The organism is Enterobacter cloacae subsp. cloacae ATCC 13047 (assembly GCF_000025565.1).
GTDB classification, from domain to species: Bacteria; Pseudomonadota; Gammaproteobacteria; order Enterobacterales; family Enterobacteriaceae; genus Enterobacter; species Enterobacter cloacae.
The window spans coordinates 2,796,634-2,819,950 of the sequence record NC_014121.1; the positions used below are offsets into that span (position 1 = coordinate 2,796,634).

Genomic DNA, 23,317 nt, shown 5'->3' on the forward strand with positions numbered 1-23,317 from the left:
GAAGGTAGGTGTTACATGTCCGAGCTTAATGAAAAGTTAGCCACAGCCTGGGAAGGTTTTGCAAAAGGTGACTGGCAGAATGAAGTAAACGTACGTGACTTCATTCAGAAAAACTATACCCCGTATGAAGGTGACGAATCCTTCCTGGCTGGCGCAACTGAAGCGACCACCAAGCTGTGGGACAGCGTAATGGAAGGCGTAAAACTGGAAAACCGCACTCACGCGCCAGTTGATTTTGACACCTCCGTTGCTTCCACCATCACTTCTCACGATGCTGGTTACATCAACAAAGCCCTTGAGAAAATCGTTGGTCTGCAGACTGAAGCACCACTGAAACGTGCGATCATCCCGTTCGGTGGTATCAAAATGGTTGAAGGTTCCTGCAAAGCGTACAACCGCGAGCTGGACCCAATGCTGAAAAAAATCTTCACCGAATACCGTAAAACCCACAACCAGGGTGTATTCGATGTTTACACCAAAGACATTCTGAACTGCCGTAAATCCGGTGTTCTGACTGGTCTGCCAGATGCCTACGGCCGTGGCCGTATCATCGGTGACTACCGTCGCGTTGCGCTGTACGGTATCGACTTCCTGATGAAAGACAAATACGCGCAGTTCGTTTCCCTGCAGTCCGATCTGGAAAACGGCGTAAACCTGGAAGCCACCATCCGTCTGCGTGAAGAGATCGCTGAACAGCACCGTGCGCTGGGTCAGATCAAAGAGATGGCTGCTAAATATGGCTGCGATATCTCTGGTCCTGCAACTAACGCTCAGGAAGCTATCCAGTGGACCTACTTCGGCTACCTGGCCGCAGTTAAGTCTCAGAACGGTGCAGCAATGTCCTTCGGTCGCGTATCCACCTTCCTGGATGCGTACATCGAACGTGACCTGAAAGCAGGTAAAATCACCGAGCAAGACGCTCAGGAAATGATTGACCACCTGGTCATGAAACTGCGTATGGTTCGCTTCCTGCGTACCCCTGAGTATGATGAACTGTTCTCTGGTGACCCAATCTGGGCAACCGAATCTATCGGTGGTATGGGCGTAGATGGCCGTACTCTGGTCACCAAAAACAGCTTCCGCTTCCTGAACACCCTGTACACCATGGGTCCTTCTCCGGAGCCAAACATCACCGTTCTGTGGTCTGAAAAACTGCCTCTGAACTTCAAGAAATTCGCCGCTAAAGTGTCCATCGACACCTCTTCTCTGCAGTATGAGAACGATGACCTGATGCGTCCGGACTTCAACAACGACGACTACGCTATCGCATGCTGCGTAAGCCCAATGGTTGTTGGTAAACAAATGCAGTTCTTCGGTGCGCGTGCAAACCTGGCGAAAACCATGCTGTACGCTATCAACGGCGGCGTTGATGAAAAACTGAAAATGCAGGTTGGTCCTAAGTCTGAACCAATCAAAGGCGATGTGCTGAACTATGACGAAGTCATGGATCGCATGGATCACTTCATGGACTGGCTGGCGAAACAGTACGTTACTGCACTGAACGTTATCCACTACATGCACGACAAGTACAGCTACGAAGCCTCTCTGATGGCGCTGCATGACCGTGACGTTATCCGTACCATGGCGTGTGGTATCGCAGGTCTGTCCGTTGCTGCTGACTCCCTGTCTGCTATCAAATATGCGAAAGTTAAACCAATTCGTGACGAAGACGGTCTGGCTATCGACTTCGAAATCGAAGGCGAATATCCGCAGTTTGGTAACAACGACGCTCGCGTTGATGACATGGCGGTTGACCTGGTTGAACGTTTCATGAAGAAAATTCAGAAACTGACCACTTACCGTAACGCTATCCCGACTCAGTCTGTTCTGACCATCACCTCTAACGTTGTGTATGGTAAGAAAACCGGTAACACCCCAGATGGTCGTCGTGCTGGCGCGCCATTTGGCCCAGGTGCTAACCCAATGCATGGTCGTGACCAGAAAGGTGCGGTTGCCTCTCTGACTTCCGTTGCAAAACTGCCGTTTGCTTACGCGAAAGATGGTATCTCTTACACCTTCTCTATCGTGCCAAACGCGCTGGGTAAAGACGACGAAGTGCGTAAAACTAACCTCGCGGGTCTGATGGATGGTTACTTCCACCACGAAGCGTCCATCGAAGGTGGTCAACACCTGAACGTGAACGTCATGAACCGTGAAATGCTGCTCGACGCGATGGAACACCCTGAGAAATATCCTCAGCTGACCATCCGTGTATCTGGCTACGCAGTACGCTTTAACTCCCTGACTAAAGAACAGCAGCAGGACGTTATCACCCGTACTTTCACTCAGTCCATGTAACTGGAATTGACTGAAATCACGCGTTAAAAAGCGTACAATAAAGGCTCCACGTCAGTGGGGCCTTTTTCTTCCCCACCCCAGTCTCTTTTGGCCGCTATCTATACTGAATGGATAACAGCCAAAACAGACTCGACATAGCCTTTGAGCTGTGCATCAACACAGGCCCCGGGATGGGCCAAATTCGGAGATATCACCGCAATGTCAATTATTGGTCGCATTCACTCCTTTGAATCCTGTGGCACTGTTGATGGCCCGGGCATCCGTTTTATCACCTTTTTCCAGGGCTGCCTGATGCGCTGCCTGTACTGCCATAACCGTGACACATGGGATACGCACGGCGGCAAAGAAGTGACCGTTGAAGATCTGATGAAAGAGGTGGTGACTTACCGCCACTTTATGAACGCGTCCGGCGGGGGCGTCACCGCATCCGGTGGTGAAGCCATTCTTCAGGCGGAATTTGTGCGCGACTGGTTCCGCGCCTGCCACAAAGAAGGCATACACACCTGTCTCGACACGAACGGGTTTGTGCGCCGCTACGATCCGGTCATCGATGAATTGCTTGACGTCACCGACCTGGTCATGCTCGATCTCAAACAGATGAATGATGAGATCCACCAGAACCTGGTTGGCGTATCCAACCACCGTACGCTGGAGTTCGCCAAATATATTTCAGCCAAGGGCATCAAAACCTGGATCCGCTATGTCGTCGTTCCTGGCTGGTCTGATGATGATGATTCCGCACATCGCCTGGGCGAATTTACCCGCGATATGGGCAACGTCGAGAAAATTGAGCTTCTGCCCTACCATGAGCTGGGTAAACATAAATGGGTGGCGATGGGTGAAGAATATAAGCTTGATGGTGTTAAGCCGCCGAAGAAAGAGACGATGGAGCGCGTGAAAGGTATTCTGGAACAATACGGACACAAGGTCATGTATTAAAGAAGAGGCCCGGTGAGAACCGGGCCTTTTTGTATTTTATTTAAAGACACCATTAATAATGGAAGTCACAATCGCAGTACTCAGCGCAACCAGGACCAGATCGTCACCGACCACGCGCCATTCATAGCCAGGATAGTTAGGGAGCTGGCCCAGCATGGAGGCTGGCACGGTTTTCTTCGCAATACCTGGAGGCAGTGGTTTGCCGCGCGCGAGGTTTTTAGCGATGCCCGGAGGCAGCGATTCATACCCCGTTAATCCATAGTTCACTGCCAGATGGCGAGCATGATCGAAGCTCACGCGAGCTGCGACATCATCGCTGACGCTTTTATTCGATTTACCCGGGTTGTCCAGACCACTTTTTTTATTGCCATGAGTATCGGACATTCCGTTGCCATGATTGCCGGAATTCCCGTTGCCGTGATTACCGCCATTACCTTGTCCGCCACTGTTACCGTGACCACCACCGCCATTCCCGTTTCCAGGGTTAGCCATGACCGGTGATGTAGCAAACGTTAAAGACAACACTACTGCCAGTGCGGTAGTGGTTAAACGACGTGTAGCCATGATTGCTGCCTTTTAGTGTTAGAACTCACCTGAATTATCGCCTGGCGCGATAAACAAACAATGCGTAAAATTCTTATATGTGATGGGGACAAAAAAGCCAGTCAATGACTGGCTTTTAATTCATCAGGCATGCGCCACTGGCGTGGGATGTTCGCCCGCTTTGCGCAGTAGCATTAAGAGATAAATAAACGACACGCTGGCAATCATGATAAACAGCAAATTGTCGGAATAATTCTGCATCAGCATCGCGGTGAATGTCGGCCCCAGCAAACTGCCAATGGTATAGCTTAATAACAGCGCCTGGTTCATCGCCACCAGCTGGTGATGTTCAACTTTTTCACAAGCCCAGGCCATCGCGACCGGATAAAGTGTGAAGCCTGCCGCCCCCAGAATAAACAGCGCTGGCGCCATCGCGGCATTGCTGAGCATGGCAAGGCAACCCATGATCACCACGAAGACCTGAACGCGCAATACCAGCAGACGCCCAAAACGGTCTGCCAGACGGCCAATCGGCCACTGTCCGACGATGCCCGCGCTGACCATTACCGCCATCCAGAAGCCGATCCCGGAATCACTGACGCCCTGATGGTTCAGATAGAGCGGCATCAGGCCATAAAGCGACCCCAGAACAATCCCGGAGATGATGCAGCCGTTCACGCCCAGACGCGCCTGTCGCAATCTCAGCATCGGCCAGACGTGGGTCGCTTCCTGATGCTCACTGTTCTGATTCACAATGCGTGTAAAGAGCAGCGGCAGGATCGCCGCCAGGACCATGCCCGTTACCCACGGCAGAACGCTCATCAGGTCGGTCGGCAGTTTGCTGACCATTAATTGCCCAAGCACGGTTCCGACGTAATAGACCATCATATACGCTGCCAGCAGACGTCCCCGGTTGCGCGAGGTACCGCTGCACATCAGCGCACTTTCCACCACGACCCAAATCATCGCGCAGCCTACGCCAGCGATAAAGCGCCAGATCATCCAGCTCCAGAAGCCGACCATCAGGCCCAGCCCGGCACAGCCGGCAGCGAAAATCAGCGAGGCCAGATAATAGCTGCGGTTAAAGCCAACGCGTTTAATCAGGCTCCCTGTCATCAGCGTGCCCAGCAGGTTCCCCGTGAAAAAGGACGAGCTGACCATACCCACCTGCCAGGTTGGTAAGTTTTCATGGGCAAGCCATAGCGGGACGAGCGTATTCAACACTGCGATCGCCAGGGTCAACAAAAGCAGGCCACAGAGCAACAGGAGCACTGGCCGGGTATAGATGGTCATGGATTAAAAACCGTGAGGAAGTTCAGATTTCGTGCGCATCATGCCACTGGCAAAAACAAAGTCAATCCACCGATTCAGGCGTCACGCACGATATGTGCCATGTCGATTTAAAAAACTCATCCTGCTAATGCAAAGTCTGCTACTGATATTAATTATCTGGTTGTTTTTATTTATTTCAGGGGATTTTTAATACCAAACATCAGTCGAAAAATTTCATGATGGAAAAAAGAAAAGCCGGGCGCTATGTCCCGGCTTTTTATAACGAAAAATCAAATCAGCTGGCGATAGCCATGCCTACCGTCATATGCAGGCCGTAAAACACACCGCGACCGATCAACTCCCCTGCCAGCACCAGCACAAAGGCCACTGACAGTAACGGCAGTGCGGGCTGATAACCTTTAAGCTGAGGGGCAATCCAGCACACCAGCGCAACAGCCAGCAACACCACACGCCAGGCCATCAGAGAACCGTAATCTGGCACCAGGGCTGAGGCCTGCTGAATGGAGCTGTGAATGGTTGCCAGCTCAGCGCCCTGCATCAGCGCAACCATCGTGCTCACCACCAGCGCCAACAGCGAAACGGCGGGAAGCAGACGCATCGCCCAACCGTCCACACCCGCCACGCGCAGCAGCAGGTAGCCCAGCAGCGGCCCACCGATAAACATCGTCAGGAAGAAACTCATTGGCGTCCAGACGCTATACCAGGTGGGAACGGTATCGATGGTGTTATAAACCCGCACCATCATCCACACGAAGACCACGCCCAGCACCATTGTCACGATCAGCCACACGTTGCGCAGCCCCGCAGGAAGCTTTTTCAGGGCTGCCAGCAGCCACCCCAGCCCACCGACGGCAAAGAAGATCGCCCCGCTGGCAATTTCGTTACTCAGTGAGGATGCCCCCACGCGATTGAGAGAGTTGAACGCGCGCATTGGCGAGCCGAGGTGCAGCGTAGAGGCAATAAAACCGATCCCCATCAATACCCACAGACCAAACATACTCAGCACCACGCGCTGCTGCTGTTCAGCTTTCAAATCGCCTTTCAGTAACGCCAGCGCGAGCACAATAAAACCACCCGCCACGCACTGCCCAAAGACCGTGAAGATCATCAGCGGCCATTCATGCCATCCACTTCCCATCTCACACCTCCTTCGGGTTTGCCAGATAGCCGGTGGTATCTCCCGTCGGGCGGCTGTTGGCGTTAGGTTTAATCACAATGCTCGGCTTGGTGAAGTGCGCGGACGGCAGTGGCGCGACGGCCGCAAGCTGACCGTGTTTTTTACGCAGCTCGTCAATCGGGCCGAAGTCCAGCGCGCGCAGCGGACAGGACTCCACGCAAATCGGCTTTTTGCCCTCTGCGACGCGGTCGTGGCAGCCGTCGCACTTGGTCATGTGGCCTTTGGCGGCGTTGTACTGCGGCGCACCGTACGGGCAGGCCATATGGCAGTAGCGGCAGCCGATGCAGACATCCTCATCCACCACCACAAACCCGTCGTCACGCTTGTGCATTGCCCCGCTCGGGCACACTTTGGTGCAGGCCGGGTCTTCACAATGGTTACAGGCAATCGACAGGTAATAGGCAAAGACGTTCTGATGCCAGACGCCGTTATCCTCCTGCCAGTCGCCGCCCGCGTATTCGTAGATCCGGCGGAAGCTGACGTCCGGGGTCAGGTCTTTGTAATCCTTGCAGGCCAGCTCGCAGGTTTTGCACCCGGTGCAACGGCTGGAGTCAATAAAAAATCCATACTGGGTTGTCATCGGTTACTCCTTACACCTTCTCAACCTGAACAAGGTTTGTGTGGGACGGGTTGCCTTTCGCCAGCGGCGACGGGCGCTGCGTGGTCAGTACGTTAATACTGCCAGCCTGGTCGATGCGGTTTGCATCCGGGCTGTACCACGCGCCTTCCCCCAGCGCGACAACGCCAGGCATCATGCGCGGCGTCACTTTGGCTTCAATATGCACCTCGCCGCGACCGTTAAAGATACGCACGCGATCGCCATTGCTGATGCCTCGCGCTTTCGCATCCATCGGGTTAATCCACATCTCCTGGCGGCAGGCGGCTTTCAGCACATCAACGTTGCCGTAGGTGGAGTGAACGCGCGCTTTGTAGTGGAATCCGGTCAGTTGCAGCGGGAATTTTGCGGTCAGCGGATCGTTATAGTTTTCAAACCCGGGCGTGTAGATCGGCAGGGGATCGATAACATCCCCTTCCGGCAATTCCCAGGTTGCGGCAATGTTTGCCAGCTCTTCGGAGTAAATCTCGATTTTGCCCGATGGCGTGGTCAGCGGATTCGCCTGCGGATCGTCGCGGAAGGCTTTGTACGCCACGTGGTGCCCTTGCGGATCGCGCTGTTTATAGATGCCCTGCTTGCGGAAGGTATCGAAATCCGGCAGGTCAGGGATCGCTTTACGGGAAAGTTCATGCAAATGACGCATCCACTCTTCCTGAGTGCGGCCTTCTGTGAACTGTTGTTCGACGCCAAGACGTTTCGCCAGCTCAGAGGTCATCTCATAGATGGTTTTGCACTCGAAACGCGGTTTGATGGCCTGGTCGGTGAAGATCACGTAGGACATGTTGCCGCAGGAGGCATCCAGCGCGAAATCCATCTGCTCCGAGGCGGTGCAATCCGGCAGCAGAATATCCGCATATTTCGCCGATGAGGTCATGTGGCAGTCGATCACCACAATCATCTCGCACTTCTTGTCATCCTGCAGGATTTCGTGGGTGCGGTTGATCTCCGAGTGCTGGTTAATAAGGCAGTTACCGGCATAGTTCCAGATCATCTTGATCGGCACATCCAGCTTGTCTTTGCCCCGTACGCCATCGCGCAGGGCGGTCATCTCCGGCCCGCGCTCAATGGCGTCGGTCCACATAAACATGGAGATACTTGTCTGAACCGGGTTTTCCAGGGTTGGCATCCGTTCAAACGGCAGCGAATAGGAACCTTCGCGCGCGCCACTATTCCCACCATTAATACCCACGTTACCGGTCAGAATGGACAGCATCGAAATAGCACGAGTGGCGATTTCGCCATTCGCGTGACGCTGTGGCCCCCAGCCCTGGCTGATATAGGCCGGTTTCGCTGAACCGATTTCACGCGCCAGCTGGACAATACGTTCCGCCGGTATCCCGGTGATTTTTGATGCCCACTCCGGGGTCTTCGCCACGCCGTCACTGCCCTGGCCCAGAATATACGCCTTGTAATGCCCGTTGGCAGGCGCACTGGCGGGCAGGGTTTTCTCGTCATAGCCGACGCAGTATTTATCGAGGAATGGCTGATCGACAAGGTCCTCGGTGATCATGACCCACGCCAGCGCGCTGACCAGCGCCGCATCGGTACCCGGGCGAATAGGGATCCACTCATCTTCCCGGCCTGCCCCCGTATCGGTATAACGCGGATCAATGATGATCATCCGGGCGTTAGATTTGGCGCGAGCCTGTTCAAGGTAATAGGTTACCCCACCGCCGCTCATCCGCGTTTCACCAGGGTTGTTACCGAAAAGCACCACCAGTTTACTGTTTTCGATATCGGACGGGCTGTTACCGTCTGCCCAGCCACCGTAGGTGTAGTTCAGGCCGGCAGCAATCTGTGCAGAAGAGTAGTCACCGTAGTGATTGAGATAACCGCCGCAGCAGTTCATCAAGCGCGCCACCAGCGTTTTGCCCGGTGGCCAGGAGCGGGTCAGCGTTCCCCCGAGCGTTCCGGTGCCGTAGTTCAGGTAGATGGATTCGTTACCGTACTCTTTTATCAGACGCTGCATATTGCTGGCGATGATATCGTAAGCTTCATCCCAGCTGATGCGCTCGAACTTCCCTTCCCCGCGCTTACCGACGCGTTTCATCGGGTACTTCAGACGGTCCGGGTTATAAACCCGGCGGCGCATTGAGCGGCCACGCAGACAGGCGCGAACCTGATGCAAGCCGTCGTAGTTATCGTCACCGGTATTGTCGGTTTCGACGTATTTGATCTCGCCATCCACCACATGCATACGTAATGGACAACGGCTACCACAGTTTACGGTACAGGCGCTCCACACCACGTTTTCCGGGGCCGTAGCCGGGGACAACGCATCCGCCGCCGACGCCAGTCGGGTAAAAGGGAGAGTGAAGGCACTGCTGGCAACGGCGAGACCGCCAATTGCCGTGGTTTTCATCAACCCACGGCGAGTGACCTCGGCAGCCATTAACGCTTCAGGCGCTTTGATTTTCATAAAGACTCACTTTGGTTGCTCACAAAGAATAAGGGGCGGAATTAACCGCGATATAGTTTTATATATAACGAGCTAATGCGTTATGCGTGTTTTATGCTGGCTTTCATTCGCAGGAGTATTACTACTTTAGAGGGAGGGGGTATTGCGTCGTATCAAACCGAGGGTATAAAAAAAGCGCCAAAAGGCGCTTTTTTGTTGTAAGGCAAAGAATTAGCCGATGTACTGCTGGCCTTTCATGTATGGGCGCAGTACTTCAGGGATCTCAATACGTCCGTCTGCCTGCTGATAGTTTTCCAGCACGGCAACCAGCGTACGGCCAACAGCCAGACCAGAGCCGTTCAGGGTATGCACCAGACGGGTTTTCTTGTCGGACTTGCTGCGGCAGCGTGCCTGCATACGACGCGCCTGGAAATCCCAGACGTTAGAGCAGGAGGAGATTTCACGGTAGGTGTTCTGCGCGGGTACCCACACTTCCAGATCGAAGGTTTTGCAGGCGCCAAAGCCCATATCACCGGTGCACAGCGCCATACGACGGTACGGCAGACCGAGCAGCTCCAGCACTTTCTCCGCGTGGCCGGTCATCTCTTCCAGCGCGTCCATGGACTCTTCCGGACGAACGATCTGTACCATCTCAACTTTATCGAACTGGTGCATACGGATCAGACCACGCGTGTCACGGCCGTAAGAACCCGCTTCAGAGCGGAAGCACGGAGAGTGCGCCGTCAGTTTGATTGGCAGGTCGTCTTCGTCGATGATCTCATCACGCACGAGGTTGGTCAGCGGCACTTCCGCGGTTGGGATCAGCGCGTAGTTGCTGCTGTCGGCTTCCTCGTCCAGCGGACGGGTATGGAATAGATCGCCGGCAAATTTCGGCAGTTGTCCGGTACCGTACAGAGTATCGTGGTTAACCAGATACGGAACGTAGGTTTCGCTGTAACCGTGCTGCTCAGTGTGCAGATCCAGCATGAACTGTGCCAGCGCACGGTGCAGATGAGCAATCTGACCTTTCATCACCACGAAGCGAGAACCGGTCAGCTTCACGGCTGCCGCAAAGTCCAGGCCCGCGTGCATTTCGCCCAGAGTAACGTGATCGCGAACCTCGAAGTCGAACTCACGAGGCGTACCCCAGCGTTTCACTTCAACGTTGTCGTTTTCGTCTTTACCGACAGGAACGCTGTCGTCAGGAATGTTCGGGATAGCCAGGGCGATATCACGGATTTCGGCCTGAAGAACGTCCAGTTCAGCTTTCGCCTGGTCCAGCTCTTCACCCAGTTTGTTCACTTCCAGGCGTAATGGCTCAATGTCTTCCCCGCGCGCTTTCGCCTGGCCGATGGACTTCGATCGAGAGTTACGCTCTGCCTGCAGATTTTCAGTTTGTACCTGCAGAACTTTACGACGCTCTTCAAGAGCGCGCAGCTTATCTACATCCAGCTTAAAGCCCCGGCGTGCCAGTTTTTCAGCGACTGCGTCTGGCTCATTACGCAGCAGATTGGGATCGAGCATGCTTATCCTGTGCTTATCGAATTAAAATAGGAAAATGTGGCCACAGCCTGCGGCCACAGGGATACAATGCCAACATTACCGCAACGACTGAACTAACGGTAGCGTTTTATAGGGCTATTTTGATCCTGTCCGGCGAGCCAGGCGAGCTTTTCGCCAATCTTGCCTTCAAGACCTCTGTTTGTGGGGTGATAATAGCGGGTTTGTGCCATTTCCTGCGGGAAATACTCCTCCCCGGCCGCGTAAGCGTTGGGTTCATCGTGAGCGTAACGATACTCCTGCCCGTAACCCATCTCTTTCATCAGCTTCGTTGGCGCATTACGCAGATGCACCGGCACATCGTAGTCCGGGCGCTCACGCGCATCCGACATGGCCGCTTTGAATGCGGTATAGACGGCATTACTTTTCGGCGCGCAGGCCAGATAGACAATCGCCTGAGCAATAGCGCGCTCACCTTCTGCCGGCCCGACGCGAGTAAAACAATCCCAGGCCGAAAGCGCCACCTGCATGGCGCGCGGATCGGCATTGCCAACATCTTCTGAGGCAATCGCCAGACAGCGACGCGCGACGTACAGCGGATCGCCACCGGCAGTGATAATGCGTGCATACCAGTAAAGCGCGGCATCCGGCGCGCTGCCGCGTACCGACTTATGCAGCGCCGAGATCAGATCGTAAAAGCGATCGCCTTTGTTATCAAAACGGGCGCTACGCTCACCGGCAATTTCGGTCAACAGTTCCGGTTTTAATACCCGTTTGCCGGCGTCGTCGACTTCGGCCATATCGGCCATCATTTCCAGGGTATTCAGCGCCCGCCGCGCATCGCCGTTGACCAGCTCCGCAATTGCCCGACGCGTGTCGTCAGGCAGGACAATGTCCTGTCCGCCATAGCCGCGGGCTTTGTCGTCCATCGCCTGGGTGAGGACGTTTTCAATATCCTCGGTGGTGAGCGATTTAAGCAGGTAGACGCGCGCCCGGGAAAGCAGTGCCGAGTTGAGTTCAAACGACGGGTTTTCGGTGGTGGCACCAATGAAAAAGATGGTGCCGTCTTCGATGTGCGGCAGGAATGCATCCTGCTGACTTTTATTAAAGCGATGGACTTCGTCCACAAAGAGGATGGTTCGTCGCCCGGCGTTACGGTTCTGGCGCGCGCGCTCGATTGCCTCGCGGATCTCCTTCACACCGGATGTGACGGCCGAGATGCGCTCGACGTCCGCGTTAGCGTAGCGGGCGATCACTTCAGCAAGCGTGGTTTTACCGGTACCGGGTGGTCCCCAGAGGATCATCGAGTGCAGATGCCCGGCCTCAATGGCCCGCGGCAACGGCTTACCCGCAGCCAGCAGGTGCTGCTGGCCAATATACTGAGCTAAATTTTCTGGCCGCATACGCGCGGCCAGAGGTTGAAACGCATTATCTGAAAAATCGAGCGACAGGTTGCCCACTCATGCCTCTTACTTACGTTGGTCGTCCACCGTTACGCCCTGCGGCGGGGTAAAGGTAAATTTAGATGCATCGACAGCGCCATTTTGCTGTGATTTGAGCTGATAGCTGCTGCGCTGATCGTCCTGCTCAACGGCGCCGAACTGATTGATGGTACCGTTGGTGCTTACATTGATGGTGAACTGCTTCAGGTTGCCGTTGCTGCCTTTTGGCGTCAGGACAAACTCATCACCGTTCTGTTTAATATTATACTGCTGCCAGTCGCTGGCCTGGTTACGGGCAATCAGCATAAAGGGCGTGTTGCTGGTCGCATCTTTCAGCCAGGTGGCGGTTGCCTGCTCAACAAACGGGTTGAAGAACCACAGGGTTTTGCCGTCAGAGACCAGGATGCTCTCATCCGGCTGAGTCATGTGCCAGTTGAAAAGATTTGGGCGTTTTACCCACAGATCGCCCTGGCCTTCCTGCACCGCATTACCGCTGCCGTCAGTCACTTTTTGCGTGAAGCTGGCGTGGAAGCTGCTCACTTTATCCAGGCGGCTTTTAAGGTCGCTGGCCGCATCAGCCCAGACGCTGCTGGCGACAAAACTGGTGAGTAATGCACAGGCGATTGCGATTTTTTTCATTGTTGTTCCTTAAAATACGTCATCCCGAAATGGGGTTTCCGTTTTCTATTCTGGACCTGCCCGCAGGCAGGTGACAGAAGAAAATGCTTAAATTTGGCTGATTTACCCTTCTTTGCACACGCTGAAGATCAATCAAACGGCGGCGGAGCCAGCACCTCACGGTTACCGTTATGCCCCTGCTCACTGACAATGCCCTGGGCTTCCATCTGCTCAATGATGCGCGCCGCGCGGTTGTAGCCAATACGGAACTGACGCTGAACGCCGGAGATCGACGCTTTGCGTTTTTCGGTAACAAAATTAACCGCCTGGTCGAATAACGGATCCAGCTCTTCGCCGCCGTCAAAGCCACCGCCGCCGCCTTCGCTTTCGCTGTCGGAGGTAATGCCGTCAACGTATTGTGGACGACCGCGCGCTTTCCAGTCCTGCACCACGGCATGCACTTCCTGGTCGCGAACGAATGCGCCGTGAACGCGCACCGGAGAGGTGGAGTTCGGGCCGGAGTAGAGCATATCCCCCATCCCCAGCAGCGATTCAGCACCGCCCTGATCAAGGATGGTACGCGAGTCAATTTTGCTTGATACGGTAAAGGCGATACGGGTCGGAATGTTGGCTTTAATCAGACCCGTAATGACGTCCACAGAAGGACGCTGCGTCGCCAGGACGAGGTGAATACCGGCCGCACGCGCTTTCTGTGCCAGACGGGCAATCAACTCTTCCACTTTCTTACCGACGGTCATCATCAGGTCGGCGAACTCATCCACCAGTACGACGATGTAAGGCAGCTTTTCCAGCACCGGATGCTGGGCATCCATGCTATCGCCCGGTTTCCAGTATGGGTCGGGAATTGGACGACCCATCCGCGCCGCCTCGGCGATTTTCTCGTTATATCCGGCAAGGTTACGCACGCCCAGAGCCGACATCAGCTTATAACGGCGCTCCATCTCGTTGACGCTCCAGCGCAGAGCGTTGGCCGCGTCTTTCATGTCGGTCACAACTTCCGTCAGCAGATGCGGGATCCCCTCATAGACCGACAGTTCCAGCATTTTCGGATCGATCATGATGAAACGGACATCTTCCGGCTGCGCTTTGTAGAGCATGCTGAGGATCATGGCGTTCACACCCACCGACTTACCGGAACCGGTTGTACCCGCGACCAGCAGGTGAGGCATTTTCGCCAGATCGGCTACCACCGGCTCACCCGCGATATCTTTACCCAGCACCACGGTCAGTGGTGAAGGGTTGTCGCGGAATTTGGTGTTGTCCAGCACTTCACGCAGGTAAACGGTCTGACGTTTTTTGTTCGGCAACTCAAGACCGACATAAGGTTTACCAGGAATAACTTCAACCACACGAACCGCAACGGTCGACAGAGAACGCGCCAGGTCGCGGGACAGGTTTGAAATACGCGCGGCTTTAACGCCAGGCGCCAGGTTGAGTTCGAAACGGGTAATGACAGGGCCTGGAGAGTAGTTGACCACGTCCGCTTTAATGCGGAAGTCAGCCAGACGCGCTTCTACCAGACGGGCCATTTGCTCCAGCGCGAAGGTATCGACCGGCTCAACTTCTGCTGGCGGCGGCGTTAACAGATCCAGCGACGGCAGAGGCGTGCTCGGACGTTGCAACGGACGACTGTCACCGTTACGCATCAGCAGCGGATGAATGAGACTTTCCTGCGGCTGTGCCTGAGGCTGCTGGAATTGTGGCTGCTGTGGCTGCTGTGGCTGCTGTGGCTGCGCATAAGATTGTGGCGCAGGCTGCTGCGGCTGGGCGTAAGCCTGTGGCGCAGGGGCCGGCTGCTGACGCACCGGCTCGGCTTCCGGCATGACGCTCGGCGTGAACAGCGGTTCGCTCGGACCATCATCGACCAGATCTTTCATCGGTGAGAATTCGAAATCCGACAGCGAGAACGGGTTCGCACCAGCAGGTTGCTCACCTGAATAGCGTTGCTGCTGGGTGGCCGCAAACTGGCGTGCTAATTCTGCCTCTGCTGCATCATCATCGTCCGCCTGAGCAGGATGATCGTGCTGATACTCCTCGCCATAGCGCTGATGCTGCTGTGCGGCGAACTGACGCGCCAGTTCGTCCTGCTGCATTTCATCTGCATCATCGTCGTAATCAGATTCACGGGCTTTCTCCTCAGCCATACGCTGAGAAGGCAGTTTAATGCCATAGGATGCCAGCTCGCGGCGGGTTGGCACACGCACGCGGTTAGGACGCGGCAACTGCGGGCCAATCCCCTCTTTTACCTGAGGACGTGGTGTTCCACCTGTCGCCAGGCTAAAGACCGGCGCCGCAGCCGAAGCGGCTGCTGTAGCCTGTTTCACGCTCTCTGCCACTGGTGCAACCGCAGGCGTTGGAGTAACCGGCGGTGGGGAGACAGAAGGTGTATTCACAACAGGCTCCTGCACCGGCTCAGGAACAGGCTGATACCATGCTGCCAGTTGCTCGCGCTCACGGGCACGGCGCTCTTCAACCTCTTCGAAATAGTACATTGGCGGACGAGACGGTTTGACCTCTTCCACCACCTCAGGTTCTGGTTGAGGCGCGACGTAAGGCTCAGCAGGCGGAACAGGCTCAGGGACATACTCCTGATACGGTTGCGCGACGGGCTGCTCGTCGTACGGGTACCCCTGCGGCTCATGAACGGGCTCAGGCTGATAAGGTTGCTGCCACGGTTCCTGCTGGACCGGCGCATAGCTTTCTGGCTCTGGTGCGATAACCGGCTCTGGCGTATGAACGCCAGGCGCCGTTTGCCACTCTACCTGAGGCTGTTGAATAGCGGACTCGGGAGCGGGAACCGACGCAGACGGCATAACGGCTTCCGCTGGTGCTGCATAAGCCTGCGCCGCCGTGGTCGCGGCTGCCGCGGCGGCAACCGGTGCGGTAACAGAGTGACCGTTTAGCAGTGGATCGTATTCATCAAAATCGCCCGGCGTGGCGCGACTGCCAGAGAAAAGCACATCATCAGGATCAACGGCGGCACCGGCTGAACGGTACTCAACATGATCGTCTTCGTCCATGCGTTTACCGGAGAAGAGCGCCGCATCGGTTTTACGACCCAGCGGGTTGGCAAATTTCTCGGCGACGCGCTGACGGCGTGCCAGTGCTCCACGCAAAATACGTGCACGACGAGATTCACGACGCTGTACTGGCGCATCGTCTTCCTCTTCGTACTCATCTTCATATTCGTCTTCATCGACCCATGTGTCGTCACGACGGGTACGGTTGCTGGCAAAGGTCAGAATAGTGAGGACAAAACTGCCGATCTTCTCGGCAATGCTCACCCACGACCAGCCGGTGAACAGCGTTAATCCTGCCGCCCAGATACACAGCAATGCCAGGGTACCGCCGCTGCTGTGAAGCATAGGCTGTAACGCAGAGCTCAGCAGGCTACCGATGACCCCGCCAGACGCGAAATACCAGATGTCATCGGCGTTGATGGCTGCCAGCCCGCAGGAGGTGAGGATCAACGCCAGCGCGCCTATCAGGCGCAGCGAAACCGCGAAATAGTCGATGTAGTCGTCGTTCTGACGATGGCGCCAGGCAAACCAGCATCCGCCAATAATAATGACGGGAATGGTATAGGCCATCACACCGAAAATGAAAAACAGGGTGTCCGCAAGCCAGGCACCGGGAACGCCGCCTAAATTATGGATAGGCTCATGCCATGCAGTTTGTGACCAGCTGGGATCTGAGGGGTTGAAACTGAGTAAGGCTGCCATCAGCCAGACGGCAAAAAGGGCAATAACAATCAGCAACGCCTCAAGGAGCCGACGTCCGCTGCTTAGCTTCGATAATGTGACTTCTTTGTCTTCAGTGTATTCCTGGCTCAAGAAAGGCTCTCCAGGTATCAGGCATATCCTGCCTGTTTGCTAAAACGGACAACAGCGCCGGGACACCCCGGCACTGTTGCTGTATGGATTAACAGGAGTGTAATCAAACTACACTGATTTTGCACCTGTTCCGTGTTAGCGCGTCTTAATAACCAGACGATTGCTCTGTTTGACCTCTTCCATCACCACATAGGTACGGGTGTCGTTCACGCCTGGCAGACGCAGCAGGGTTTCACCCAGCAGCTTACGGTAGGCGGACATATCTGGTACGCGGGTTTTCAACAGGTAGTCGAAATCGCCAGAAACCAGATGACACTCTTGAATTTCTTCAAGTTTTTGTACAGCGGCGTTAAATTGCTCAAACACATCCGGTGCACCACGATTCAGAGTAATCTCAACAAATACCAGAAGTGAGGCATCCAGATAATGCGGGTTCAGCAGAGCCGTATAGCCCTGAATAAAACCCTGTCTTTCCAGTCGGCGCACACGCTCAAGGCACGGCGTCGGGGAAAGTCCCACACGTTTTGAAAGCTCGACGTTGGAAATACGCCCATCCTTTTGCAATTCATTAAGAATGTTACGATCGATACGGTCGAGATCTTTGCCAGGGCGCTTCTTGCTATCTACCATTATTATTGTCTCTCTGTATTCCTTCCCTACTCCTGCCTGGACCCTGTGCACATCACTGTTCAGAGCCTGTACCCGTTAGTCATCACATCGCCTGGTTATCTATTAGACGCGATGCGGATTCGGGTTCTGTTGGTAAGAAGACCGTTGCCCGAAGGCAGTCACCGACATCACGTATGGCGTCTGTCCACGCCATGCGTAGATTTCACTGACCCGGTAAAAATGGCATTTACATGCATGCCTATGCGGCACACGGTTAACGCGGTTTTTTTTCTTCCTTGAATGTTTTCGCAAAAGCGCAGGGGATTGTCAAAGCAAAACATCGATTTTTAGTACAACATGCCGGATATTCATTTCGGTGGGGTATTAATCCTCATTTTATTGCCTTATAAACAAGCGAATTTAAGAAGTAAGCCTGATGTTATAGCGCTCAATTTATCGTCATTGCCTATCGTACAGATTGAGATCAACATTGCTGTGCTCTTTTTTTACGGCAACAAATTCCCTACAATCCAGCCAACTGTCTGCCAACAACAATGGGGATCTCATGGGCACGGCCAAACACAGTAAGCTGCTAATTCTTGGTTCTGGACCTGCGGGATATACCGCGGCGGTCTATGCTGCACGCGCTAACCTGCAACCGGTTTTGATTACCGGTATGGAAAAAGGCGGTCAGCTGACCACCACCACTGAAGTGGAAAACTGGCCAGGCGACCCTAACGACCTGACCGGGCCGCTGCTGATGGAGCGTATGCACGAGCATGCGGCTAAATTCGAAACCGAAATTCTGTTCGACCATATTAACAAGGTCGATTTGCAGAACCGTCCGTTCCGCCTGACGGGCGACAGCGGCGAGTACACCTGCGATGCGCTGATCATCGCAACGGGCGCTTCTGCCCGCTACCTCGGCCTGCCGTCAGAAGAGGCGTTCAAAGGTCGCGGTGTTTCTGCCTGCGCAACCTGCGATGGTTTCTTCTATCGCAACCAGAAAGTCGCGGTCATCGGTGGCGGTAACACTGCCGTAGAAGAGGCGCTCTATCTGGCGAACATCGCTTCTGAAGTGCACCTTATCCACCGTCGCGACACCTTCCGCGCCGAGAAGATCCTGATCAAACGTCTGATGGATAAAGTGGCGAGCGGCAACATTGTGCTGCACACCAACCGTACGCTGGAAGAAGTGACGGGCGATCAGATGGGCGTTGCCGGTCTGCGTATTCGTGATACCCAGAACACCGATAACGTCGAAACGCTGGAAGTGGCGGGCCTGTTTGTGGCTATCGGTCACAGCCCGAACACGGCGATCTTCGAGGGGCAACTGGAGCTGGAAAACGGCTACATCAAAGTGCAGTCCGGTATTCACGGCAACGCGACCCAGACCAGTATCCCGGGTGTGTTCGCTGCTGGTGACGTCATGGACCACATTTACCGTCAGGCGATCACCTCCGCAGGCACCGGTTGCATGGCCGCGCTGGACGCTGAACGCTACCTTGATGGGCTGGCTGAACAAGGTAAATAATCTTTACAAGTCAGTAACAAACGTAAATAAAGGCGGCGATAAGTCGCCTTTATTGTCTCCTCGTTGTAACATTGCGCTGCCCACTTTCTAATAACATCACCTGCAAAGCACGCAATGGAAAAAACCCGTCAACAAGAGTTAACACGCTGGCTAAAACAGCAGAGCGTTCTTTCCCGCCGCTGGCTCATGATTTCCCGTCTTCTGGGACTGATCAGTGGTCTGTTGATTGTTGCCCAGGCATGGCTGCTGGCCCGCATTCTCAATCATATGATCATGGAGAACATTCCGCGTGAAGCGCTTCTGCTGCCCTTCATCGTCCTGATCCTGGTTTTCATTCTGCGCGCCTGGGTTGTCTGGCTGCGCGAACGCGTTGGTTTTCACGCGGGGCAGCATATTCGCTACGAAATTCGCCGACAGGTGCTTGATCGTCTTCAGGAAGCCGGGCCCGCATGGATCCAGGGAAAACCAGCCGGAAGCTGGGCAACGTTAATCCTTGAACAGATTGACGATATGCACGACTACTACGCCCGCTACCTTCCGCAGATGGCGCTGGCCGTCTGCGTCCCGCTGCTGATTGTGATAACCATTTTCCCTGTCAACTGGGTAGCTGCGCTGATCCTGCTGGGTACCGCCCCGCTGATCCCCCTGTTTATGGCGATGGTGGGGATGGGAGCGGCCGATGCGAACCGCCGTAACTTCCTTGCGTTGGGTCGACTGAGCGGCCATTTCCTTGACCGTCTGCGCGGCATGGAGACGTTACGCATTTTTGGCCGGGGTGAAGCCGAAACGGAAAACATTCGCCTGGCGTCGCAGGATTTCCGTCAGCGCACGATGGAAGTGTTACGTCTGGCGTTTCTGTCGTCTGGCGTACTGGAATTCTTTACCTCGCTCTCTATCGCCCTCGTGGCGGTCTATTTTGGTTTCTCGTATCTCGGCGCGCTGGATTTTGGTCATTACGGCACGGCGGTAACGCTGTCGGCCGGTTTCCTGGCGCTTATTCTGGCTCCGGAATTTTTCCAGCCGCTTCGCGATCTTGGCACCTTCTACCATGCCAAAGCGCAGGCCGTTGGCGCGGCTGACAGCCTGAAAACGTTCCTGGAGACGCCGCTGGCGCATCCGGAGCGGGGAGAGGTAACGCTGAACGCCAATGAACCCGTGACCATTGAAGCACGTGATTTCTCTATCCTGTCACCGGAAGGGAAAGTGCTGGCTGGCCCACTGAACTTTACCTTACCCGCCGGGCAACGGGTGGTGCTGGTAGGGACCAGTGGTTCAGGGAAAAGCTCGCTGATTAATGCGTTATCCGGTTTTATGGCTTATACCGGCTCACTGCGCATCAACAAAACCGAACTGCGCGATCTCGATCCGAACGCCTGGCGAAAACAGCTCAGTTGGGTGGGGCAAAACCCGCAGCTGCCAGCCCCGACGCTGCGGGAAAACGTCCTGCTGGCTCGCCCGGATGCACGTGAAGACGAGTTGCAATCTGTTCTCGACCGCGCCTGGGTCAGCGAGTTTCTGCCGCTGCTTCCGCATGGCGTCGATACCGTTGTCGGCGATCAGTCTGCCGGGTTATCCGTGGGCCAGGCGCAACGCGTGGCGGTCGCCCGCGCGTTGCTTAATCCATGCCAGTTAATGCTGCTGGACGAGCCGGCGGCCAGCCTGGATGCGCACAGTGAACAGCGCGTGATGGCGGCCCTGAACGCCGCCTCGCGGCAGCAAACCACCCTGATGGTCACTCATCAGCTGGAAGGCATTGCCGACTGGGACCAGATCTGGGTCATGGAAAACGGTCGTATTGTTGAGCAAGGCGATTACGCCTCTCTCGTTACCGCGCAGGGCCCCTTCGCTGCCCTGCTGGCGAATCGTCAGGAGGACATCTGATGCGTGCCCTGCTTCCCTATCTCGCGCTCTATAAACGCCACAAATGGATGCTGACGCTGGGCATCGTGTTGGCCATTGTGACCCTGCTTGCCAGCATCGGCCTGCTCACACTTTCCGGCTGGTTCTTGTCTGCCTCTGCCGTGGCGGGGGTTGCCGGGCTCTACAGCTTCAACTACATGCTTCCGGCGGCGGGCGTCCGCGGCACTGCCATTACCCGTACGGCAGGACGGTACTTCGAGCGACTGGTCAGCCATGACGCGACATTCCGCGTGCTGCAACATCTGCGCATTTACACCTTCAGTAAACTGCTGCCCCTCTCCCCTGCCGGACTGGCGCGTTTTCGTCAGGGGGAATTGCTCAACCGTGTGGTTGCGGATGTCGACACCCTGGATCACCTCTACCTGCGCGTGATTTCACCGATTGTCGGCGCGTTTGTGGTGATTGTGGTAGTCACGCTGGGTCTGTCGGTGCTGGATGTCCCTGTTGCGCTGACGCTGGGCGGGATCATGCTTTTGACGCTCATTATCCTGCCGCCGCTATTTTACCGCGCGGGTAAATCCACCGGAGAGAACCTGACGCGTCTGCGCGGGGAGTACCGCCAGCAGCTCACCTCCTGGTTACAGGGGCAGGCCGAACTGACGATATTTGGCGCCAGCGAGCGCTACCGTGCGCGAATGGAGAACACAGAACTGAACTGGCATGAAGCCCAGCGCCGTCAGTCTGAGCTTACCGCGTTCTCTCAGGCGCTTATGATGTTAATCGGGGGTGTCGCGGTCATCGCCATGCTCTGGATGGCGTCCGGTGGCGTTGGCAATAACGCACAGCCGGGCCCTCTGATTGCCTTGTTCGTATTCTGTGCCCTGGCGGCCTTTGAAGCGCTGGCGCCGGTGACGGGTGCCTTCCAGCATCTCGGCCAGGTCATCGCCTCCGCCCTGCGCATCACGGAGATTGCGGAGCAGGATCCGGAGGTGAAGTTCACCGCAGAGCAAACGGCCACGCCTGAGCAGGTTGCCCTGACACTCAATAACGTCACCTTCGCCTATGACAAGCAGGCACAGAATGCGCTGGAAGGCATTAGCCTCGCTGTGGATGCGGGTCAGCGGATTGCGATCCTCGGCCGTACCGGCTGCGGCAAATCCACGCTTTTGCAACTGTTAACGCGAGCCTGGGATCCACAGCAAGGTCAGATTCAGTTTAACGGAACTCCGCTGGCAGACTTCAGCGAACAGGCGCTGCGCAAAACCGTCAGCGTGGTTCCGCAGCGCGTTCATCTCTTCAGCGCCACGCTGCGCGATAACCTGCAGCTGGCTGCACCGGAGGCCACTGATGACGTACTCCGCGCCATGCTGGAGCAGGTCGGGCTGCATAAGCTGCTTGAAGACGATGGCCTGAACAGCTGGCTGGGTGAAGGCGGTCGTCAACTCTCTGGCGGTGAGCTGCGTCGTCTGGCGATTGCGCGCGCGCTGCTGCATGATGCGCCGCTGATGTTGCTCGACGAGCCCACAGAAGGGCTTGATGCGACAACTGAAAGCCAGATCCTTGATTTACTTGCGAATGTTATGGCCGGTAAAACCGTCCTGATGGTGACACACCGCCTGCGTGGACTGGCAAGTTTTGATCGGATAATTGTGATGGACAACGGACACATTATTGAGCAAGGTAGTCACGCAGAGCTGTTGACGAAACAGGGTCGCTACTACCAGTTTAAACAGCGTCTGTAGACTATATTTGTAGCGTCCTCACTCGCGTACTGGAGTTTTGCTGTCATGCGCCTGGTCCAGCTTTCTCGTCATAACATTGCGTTCCCGTCGCCAGAGGGAGCGCTGCGTGAACCCAATGGGCTGCTGGCACTTGGCGGCGATCTCAGCCCTGCCCGGCTCCTGATGGCCTACCAGCGCGGCATATTCCCGTGGTTTTCACCTGGTGACCCTATTTTATGGTGGTCTCCCGATCCGCGCGCCGTGCTCTGGCCCACGCAGTTTCACCTGAGCCGCAGCATGAAGCGTTTCCACGCAAAATCACCGTACCGGGTCACATTGAATCACGCCTTCGGTCAGGTGATAGAAGGGTGTGCGGAAGACCGTCATGAGGGGACATGGATCACCCGCGATATCATCACTGCCTATCATCAACTGCACGAGCTTGGCTACGCCCACTCCATTGAGGTGTGGGAAGGTGGCGAACTTGTTGGCGGTATGTACGGCGTCGCGCAGGGGACGTTGTTCTGCGGTGAGTCGATGTTCTCCCGGGCGGTAAACGCCTCGAAAACGGCCCTGCTGGTTTTCTGCCAGGAGTTTGCTCAGCGCGGCGGGCAGTTGCTGGATTGTCAGGTTCTGAACGAGCATACCGCCTCCCTCGGTGCGGTTGAAATCTCCCGCCGCCACTACATTGAGCACCTGGATAACTGCCGTCAGGAGAAGCTGCCGCGCGATTTTTGGGTACCGCGGACACTCTTTATGCCCAATGTCTAAATGTTTTCCGCATATTTTTTATGAGGGTGTTATAATTATGCCGCAGAGTAGCTTCTGCCTGTTGCCCCGCCGCCGTTTGGGACCTTCGCTTCAGATAACGTCCTGACGTTTATCCTGTTGTATCCCCTTTACGAATGCGCTTTC

Annotated in this window: 16 protein-coding genes; 6 read left to right on the plus strand and 10 right to left on the minus strand. The window is 55.4% G+C overall.

The features are described 5' to 3' along the window. Positions 1 to 15 precede the first annotated feature (15 nt). Entirely contained in the window at positions 16 to 2,298 is a 2,283-nt protein-coding gene (gene pflB / locus ECL_RS13510) for a formate C-acetyltransferase (protein ID WP_013097311.1), read from the plus strand. A gap of 198 nt (positions 2,299 to 2,496) precedes the next feature. Further along, entirely contained in the window at positions 2,497 to 3,237 is a 741-nt protein-coding gene (gene pflA / locus ECL_RS13515) for a pyruvate formate lyase 1-activating protein (RefSeq protein WP_013097312.1), read from the plus strand. A 36-nt stretch (positions 3,238 to 3,273) separates the two neighbouring features. Here the strand turns inward: pflA and ECL_RS13520 are convergent, their stop codons facing one another. The 10 genes from ECL_RS13520 to lrp form a co-directional block, all read right to left on the minus strand. After that, on the minus strand, positions 3,274 to 3,801 hold the full coding sequence (locus ECL_RS13520; RefSeq protein WP_013097313.1) for an anti-virulence regulator CigR family protein: 528 nt from the start codon (positions 3,799 to 3,801) through the stop codon (positions 3,274 to 3,276). Between the two features lie 123 nt (positions 3,802 to 3,924). Beyond that, entirely contained in the window at positions 3,925 to 5,073 is a 1,149-nt protein-coding gene (locus tag ECL_RS13525) for an MFS transporter (protein WP_013097314.1), read from the minus strand. Positions 5,074 to 5,347: 274 nt separating this feature from the next. Further along, a complete protein-coding gene (locus ECL_RS13530) occupies positions 5,348 to 6,211 on the minus strand; it encodes a dimethyl sulfoxide reductase anchor subunit family protein (RefSeq protein WP_013097315.1) in 864 nt (287 codons plus the stop codon). Position 6,212: 1 nt separating this feature from the next. Then, positions 6,213 to 6,830 (minus strand): dimethylsulfoxide reductase iron-sulfur subunit DmsB, encoded by a 618-nt coding sequence (gene dmsB, locus ECL_RS13535; RefSeq protein ID WP_013097316.1) that lies wholly within the window; start codon positions 6,828 to 6,830, stop codon positions 6,213 to 6,215. Between the two features lie 10 nt (positions 6,831 to 6,840). Then, positions 6,841 to 9,285, minus strand: coding sequence for a dimethylsulfoxide reductase subunit A (dmsA, locus tag ECL_RS13540; RefSeq protein ID WP_013097317.1), 2,445 nt, complete (start codon positions 9,283 to 9,285; stop codon positions 6,841 to 6,843). A 210-nt stretch (positions 9,286 to 9,495) separates the two neighbouring features. Then, positions 9,496 to 10,788: a serine--tRNA ligase gene (gene serS / locus ECL_RS13545; RefSeq protein ID WP_008499983.1), complete on the minus strand. Its 1,293-nt coding sequence runs from the start codon at positions 10,786 to 10,788 to the stop codon at positions 9,496 to 9,498. Between the two features lie 92 nt (positions 10,789 to 10,880). After that, entirely contained in the window at positions 10,881 to 12,224 is a 1,344-nt protein-coding gene (rarA, locus tag ECL_RS13550; protein ID WP_013097318.1) for a replication-associated recombination protein RarA, read from the minus strand. 9 nt (positions 12,225 to 12,233) lie between these two features. Further along, the gene (lolA, locus tag ECL_RS13555) at positions 12,234 to 12,845 is read right to left on the minus strand and encodes an outer membrane lipoprotein periplasmic chaperone LolA (RefSeq protein ID WP_013097319.1); all 612 of its coding nucleotides are present in this window, start codon (positions 12,843 to 12,845) and stop codon (positions 12,234 to 12,236) included. A gap of 128 nt (positions 12,846 to 12,973) precedes the next feature. Then, the gene (locus tag ECL_RS13560) at positions 12,974 to 16,678 is read right to left on the minus strand and encodes a DNA translocase FtsK (RefSeq protein ID WP_013097320.1); all 3,705 of its coding nucleotides are present in this window, start codon (positions 16,676 to 16,678) and stop codon (positions 12,974 to 12,976) included. Positions 16,679 to 16,813: 135 nt separating this feature from the next. Then, positions 16,814 to 17,308, minus strand: a complete 495-nt coding sequence (gene lrp / locus ECL_RS13565; RefSeq protein ID WP_000228469.1) for a leucine-responsive transcriptional regulator Lrp — start codon at positions 17,306 to 17,308, stop codon at positions 16,814 to 16,816. A gap of 544 nt (positions 17,309 to 17,852) precedes the next feature. Between lrp and trxB the strand changes: the two genes are divergently transcribed. The 4 genes from trxB to aat all read left to right on the plus strand — a co-directional run bounded on the left by trxB (position 17,853) and on the right by aat (position 23,173). Continuing rightward, a complete protein-coding gene (gene trxB, locus ECL_RS13570; protein ID WP_013097321.1) occupies positions 17,853 to 18,821 on the plus strand; it encodes a thioredoxin-disulfide reductase in 969 nt (322 codons plus the stop codon). A gap of 114 nt (positions 18,822 to 18,935) precedes the next feature. Beyond that, on the plus strand, positions 18,936 to 20,702 hold the full coding sequence (gene cydD, locus ECL_RS13575; protein WP_013097322.1) for a heme ABC transporter permease/ATP-binding protein CydD: 1,767 nt from the start codon (positions 18,936 to 18,938) through the stop codon (positions 20,700 to 20,702). After that, on the plus strand, positions 20,702 to 22,423 hold the full coding sequence (gene cydC / locus ECL_RS13580) for a heme ABC transporter ATP-binding protein/permease CydC (protein ID WP_013097323.1): 1,722 nt from the start codon (positions 20,702 to 20,704) through the stop codon (positions 22,421 to 22,423). The genes cydD and cydC overlap by 1 nt, the downstream gene beginning before the upstream one ends. A gap of 45 nt (positions 22,424 to 22,468) precedes the next feature. Next, a complete protein-coding gene (gene aat, locus ECL_RS13585) occupies positions 22,469 to 23,173 on the plus strand; it encodes a leucyl/phenylalanyl-tRNA--protein transferase (protein ID WP_013097324.1) in 705 nt (234 codons plus the stop codon). Positions 23,174 to 23,317: the final 144 nt, after the last annotated feature.

Coding starts and splice junctions, on each gene's coding strand:
- pflB (WP_013097311.1), top strand. CDS start 16: ATGTCCGAGCTTAATGAAAAGTTAGCCACAGCCTGGGAAGGTTTTGCA.
- pflA (WP_013097312.1), top strand. CDS start 2,497: ATGTCAATTATTGGTCGCATTCACTCCTTTGAATCCTGTGGCACTGTT.
- ECL_RS13520 (WP_013097313.1), bottom strand. CDS start 3,801: ATGGCTACACGTCGTTTAACCACTACCGCACTGGCAGTAGTGTTGTCT.
- ECL_RS13525 (WP_013097314.1), bottom strand. CDS start 5,073: ATGACCATCTATACCCGGCCAGTGCTCCTGTTGCTCTGTGGCCTGCTT.
- ECL_RS13530 (WP_013097315.1), bottom strand. CDS start 6,211: ATGGGAAGTGGATGGCATGAATGGCCGCTGATGATCTTCACGGTCTTT.
- dmsB (WP_013097316.1), bottom strand. CDS start 6,830: ATGACAACCCAGTATGGATTTTTTATTGACTCCAGCCGTTGCACCGGG.
- dmsA (WP_013097317.1), bottom strand. CDS start 9,285: ATGAAAATCAAAGCGCCTGAAGCGTTAATGGCTGCCGAGGTCACTCGC.
- serS (WP_008499983.1), bottom strand. CDS start 10,788: ATGCTCGATCCCAATCTGCTGCGTAATGAGCCAGACGCAGTCGCTGAA.
- lolA (WP_013097319.1), bottom strand. CDS start 12,845: ATGAAAAAAATCGCAATCGCCTGTGCATTACTCACCAGTTTTGTCGCC.
- lrp (WP_000228469.1), bottom strand. CDS start 17,308: ATGGTAGATAGCAAGAAGCGCCCTGGCAAAGATCTCGACCGTATCGAT.
- trxB (WP_013097321.1), top strand. CDS start 17,853: ATGGGCACGGCCAAACACAGTAAGCTGCTAATTCTTGGTTCTGGACCT.
- cydD (WP_013097322.1), top strand. CDS start 18,936: ATGGAAAAAACCCGTCAACAAGAGTTAACACGCTGGCTAAAACAGCAG.
- cydC (WP_013097323.1), top strand. CDS start 20,702: ATGCGTGCCCTGCTTCCCTATCTCGCGCTCTATAAACGCCACAAATGG.
- aat (WP_013097324.1), top strand. CDS start 22,469: ATGCGCCTGGTCCAGCTTTCTCGTCATAACATTGCGTTCCCGTCGCCA.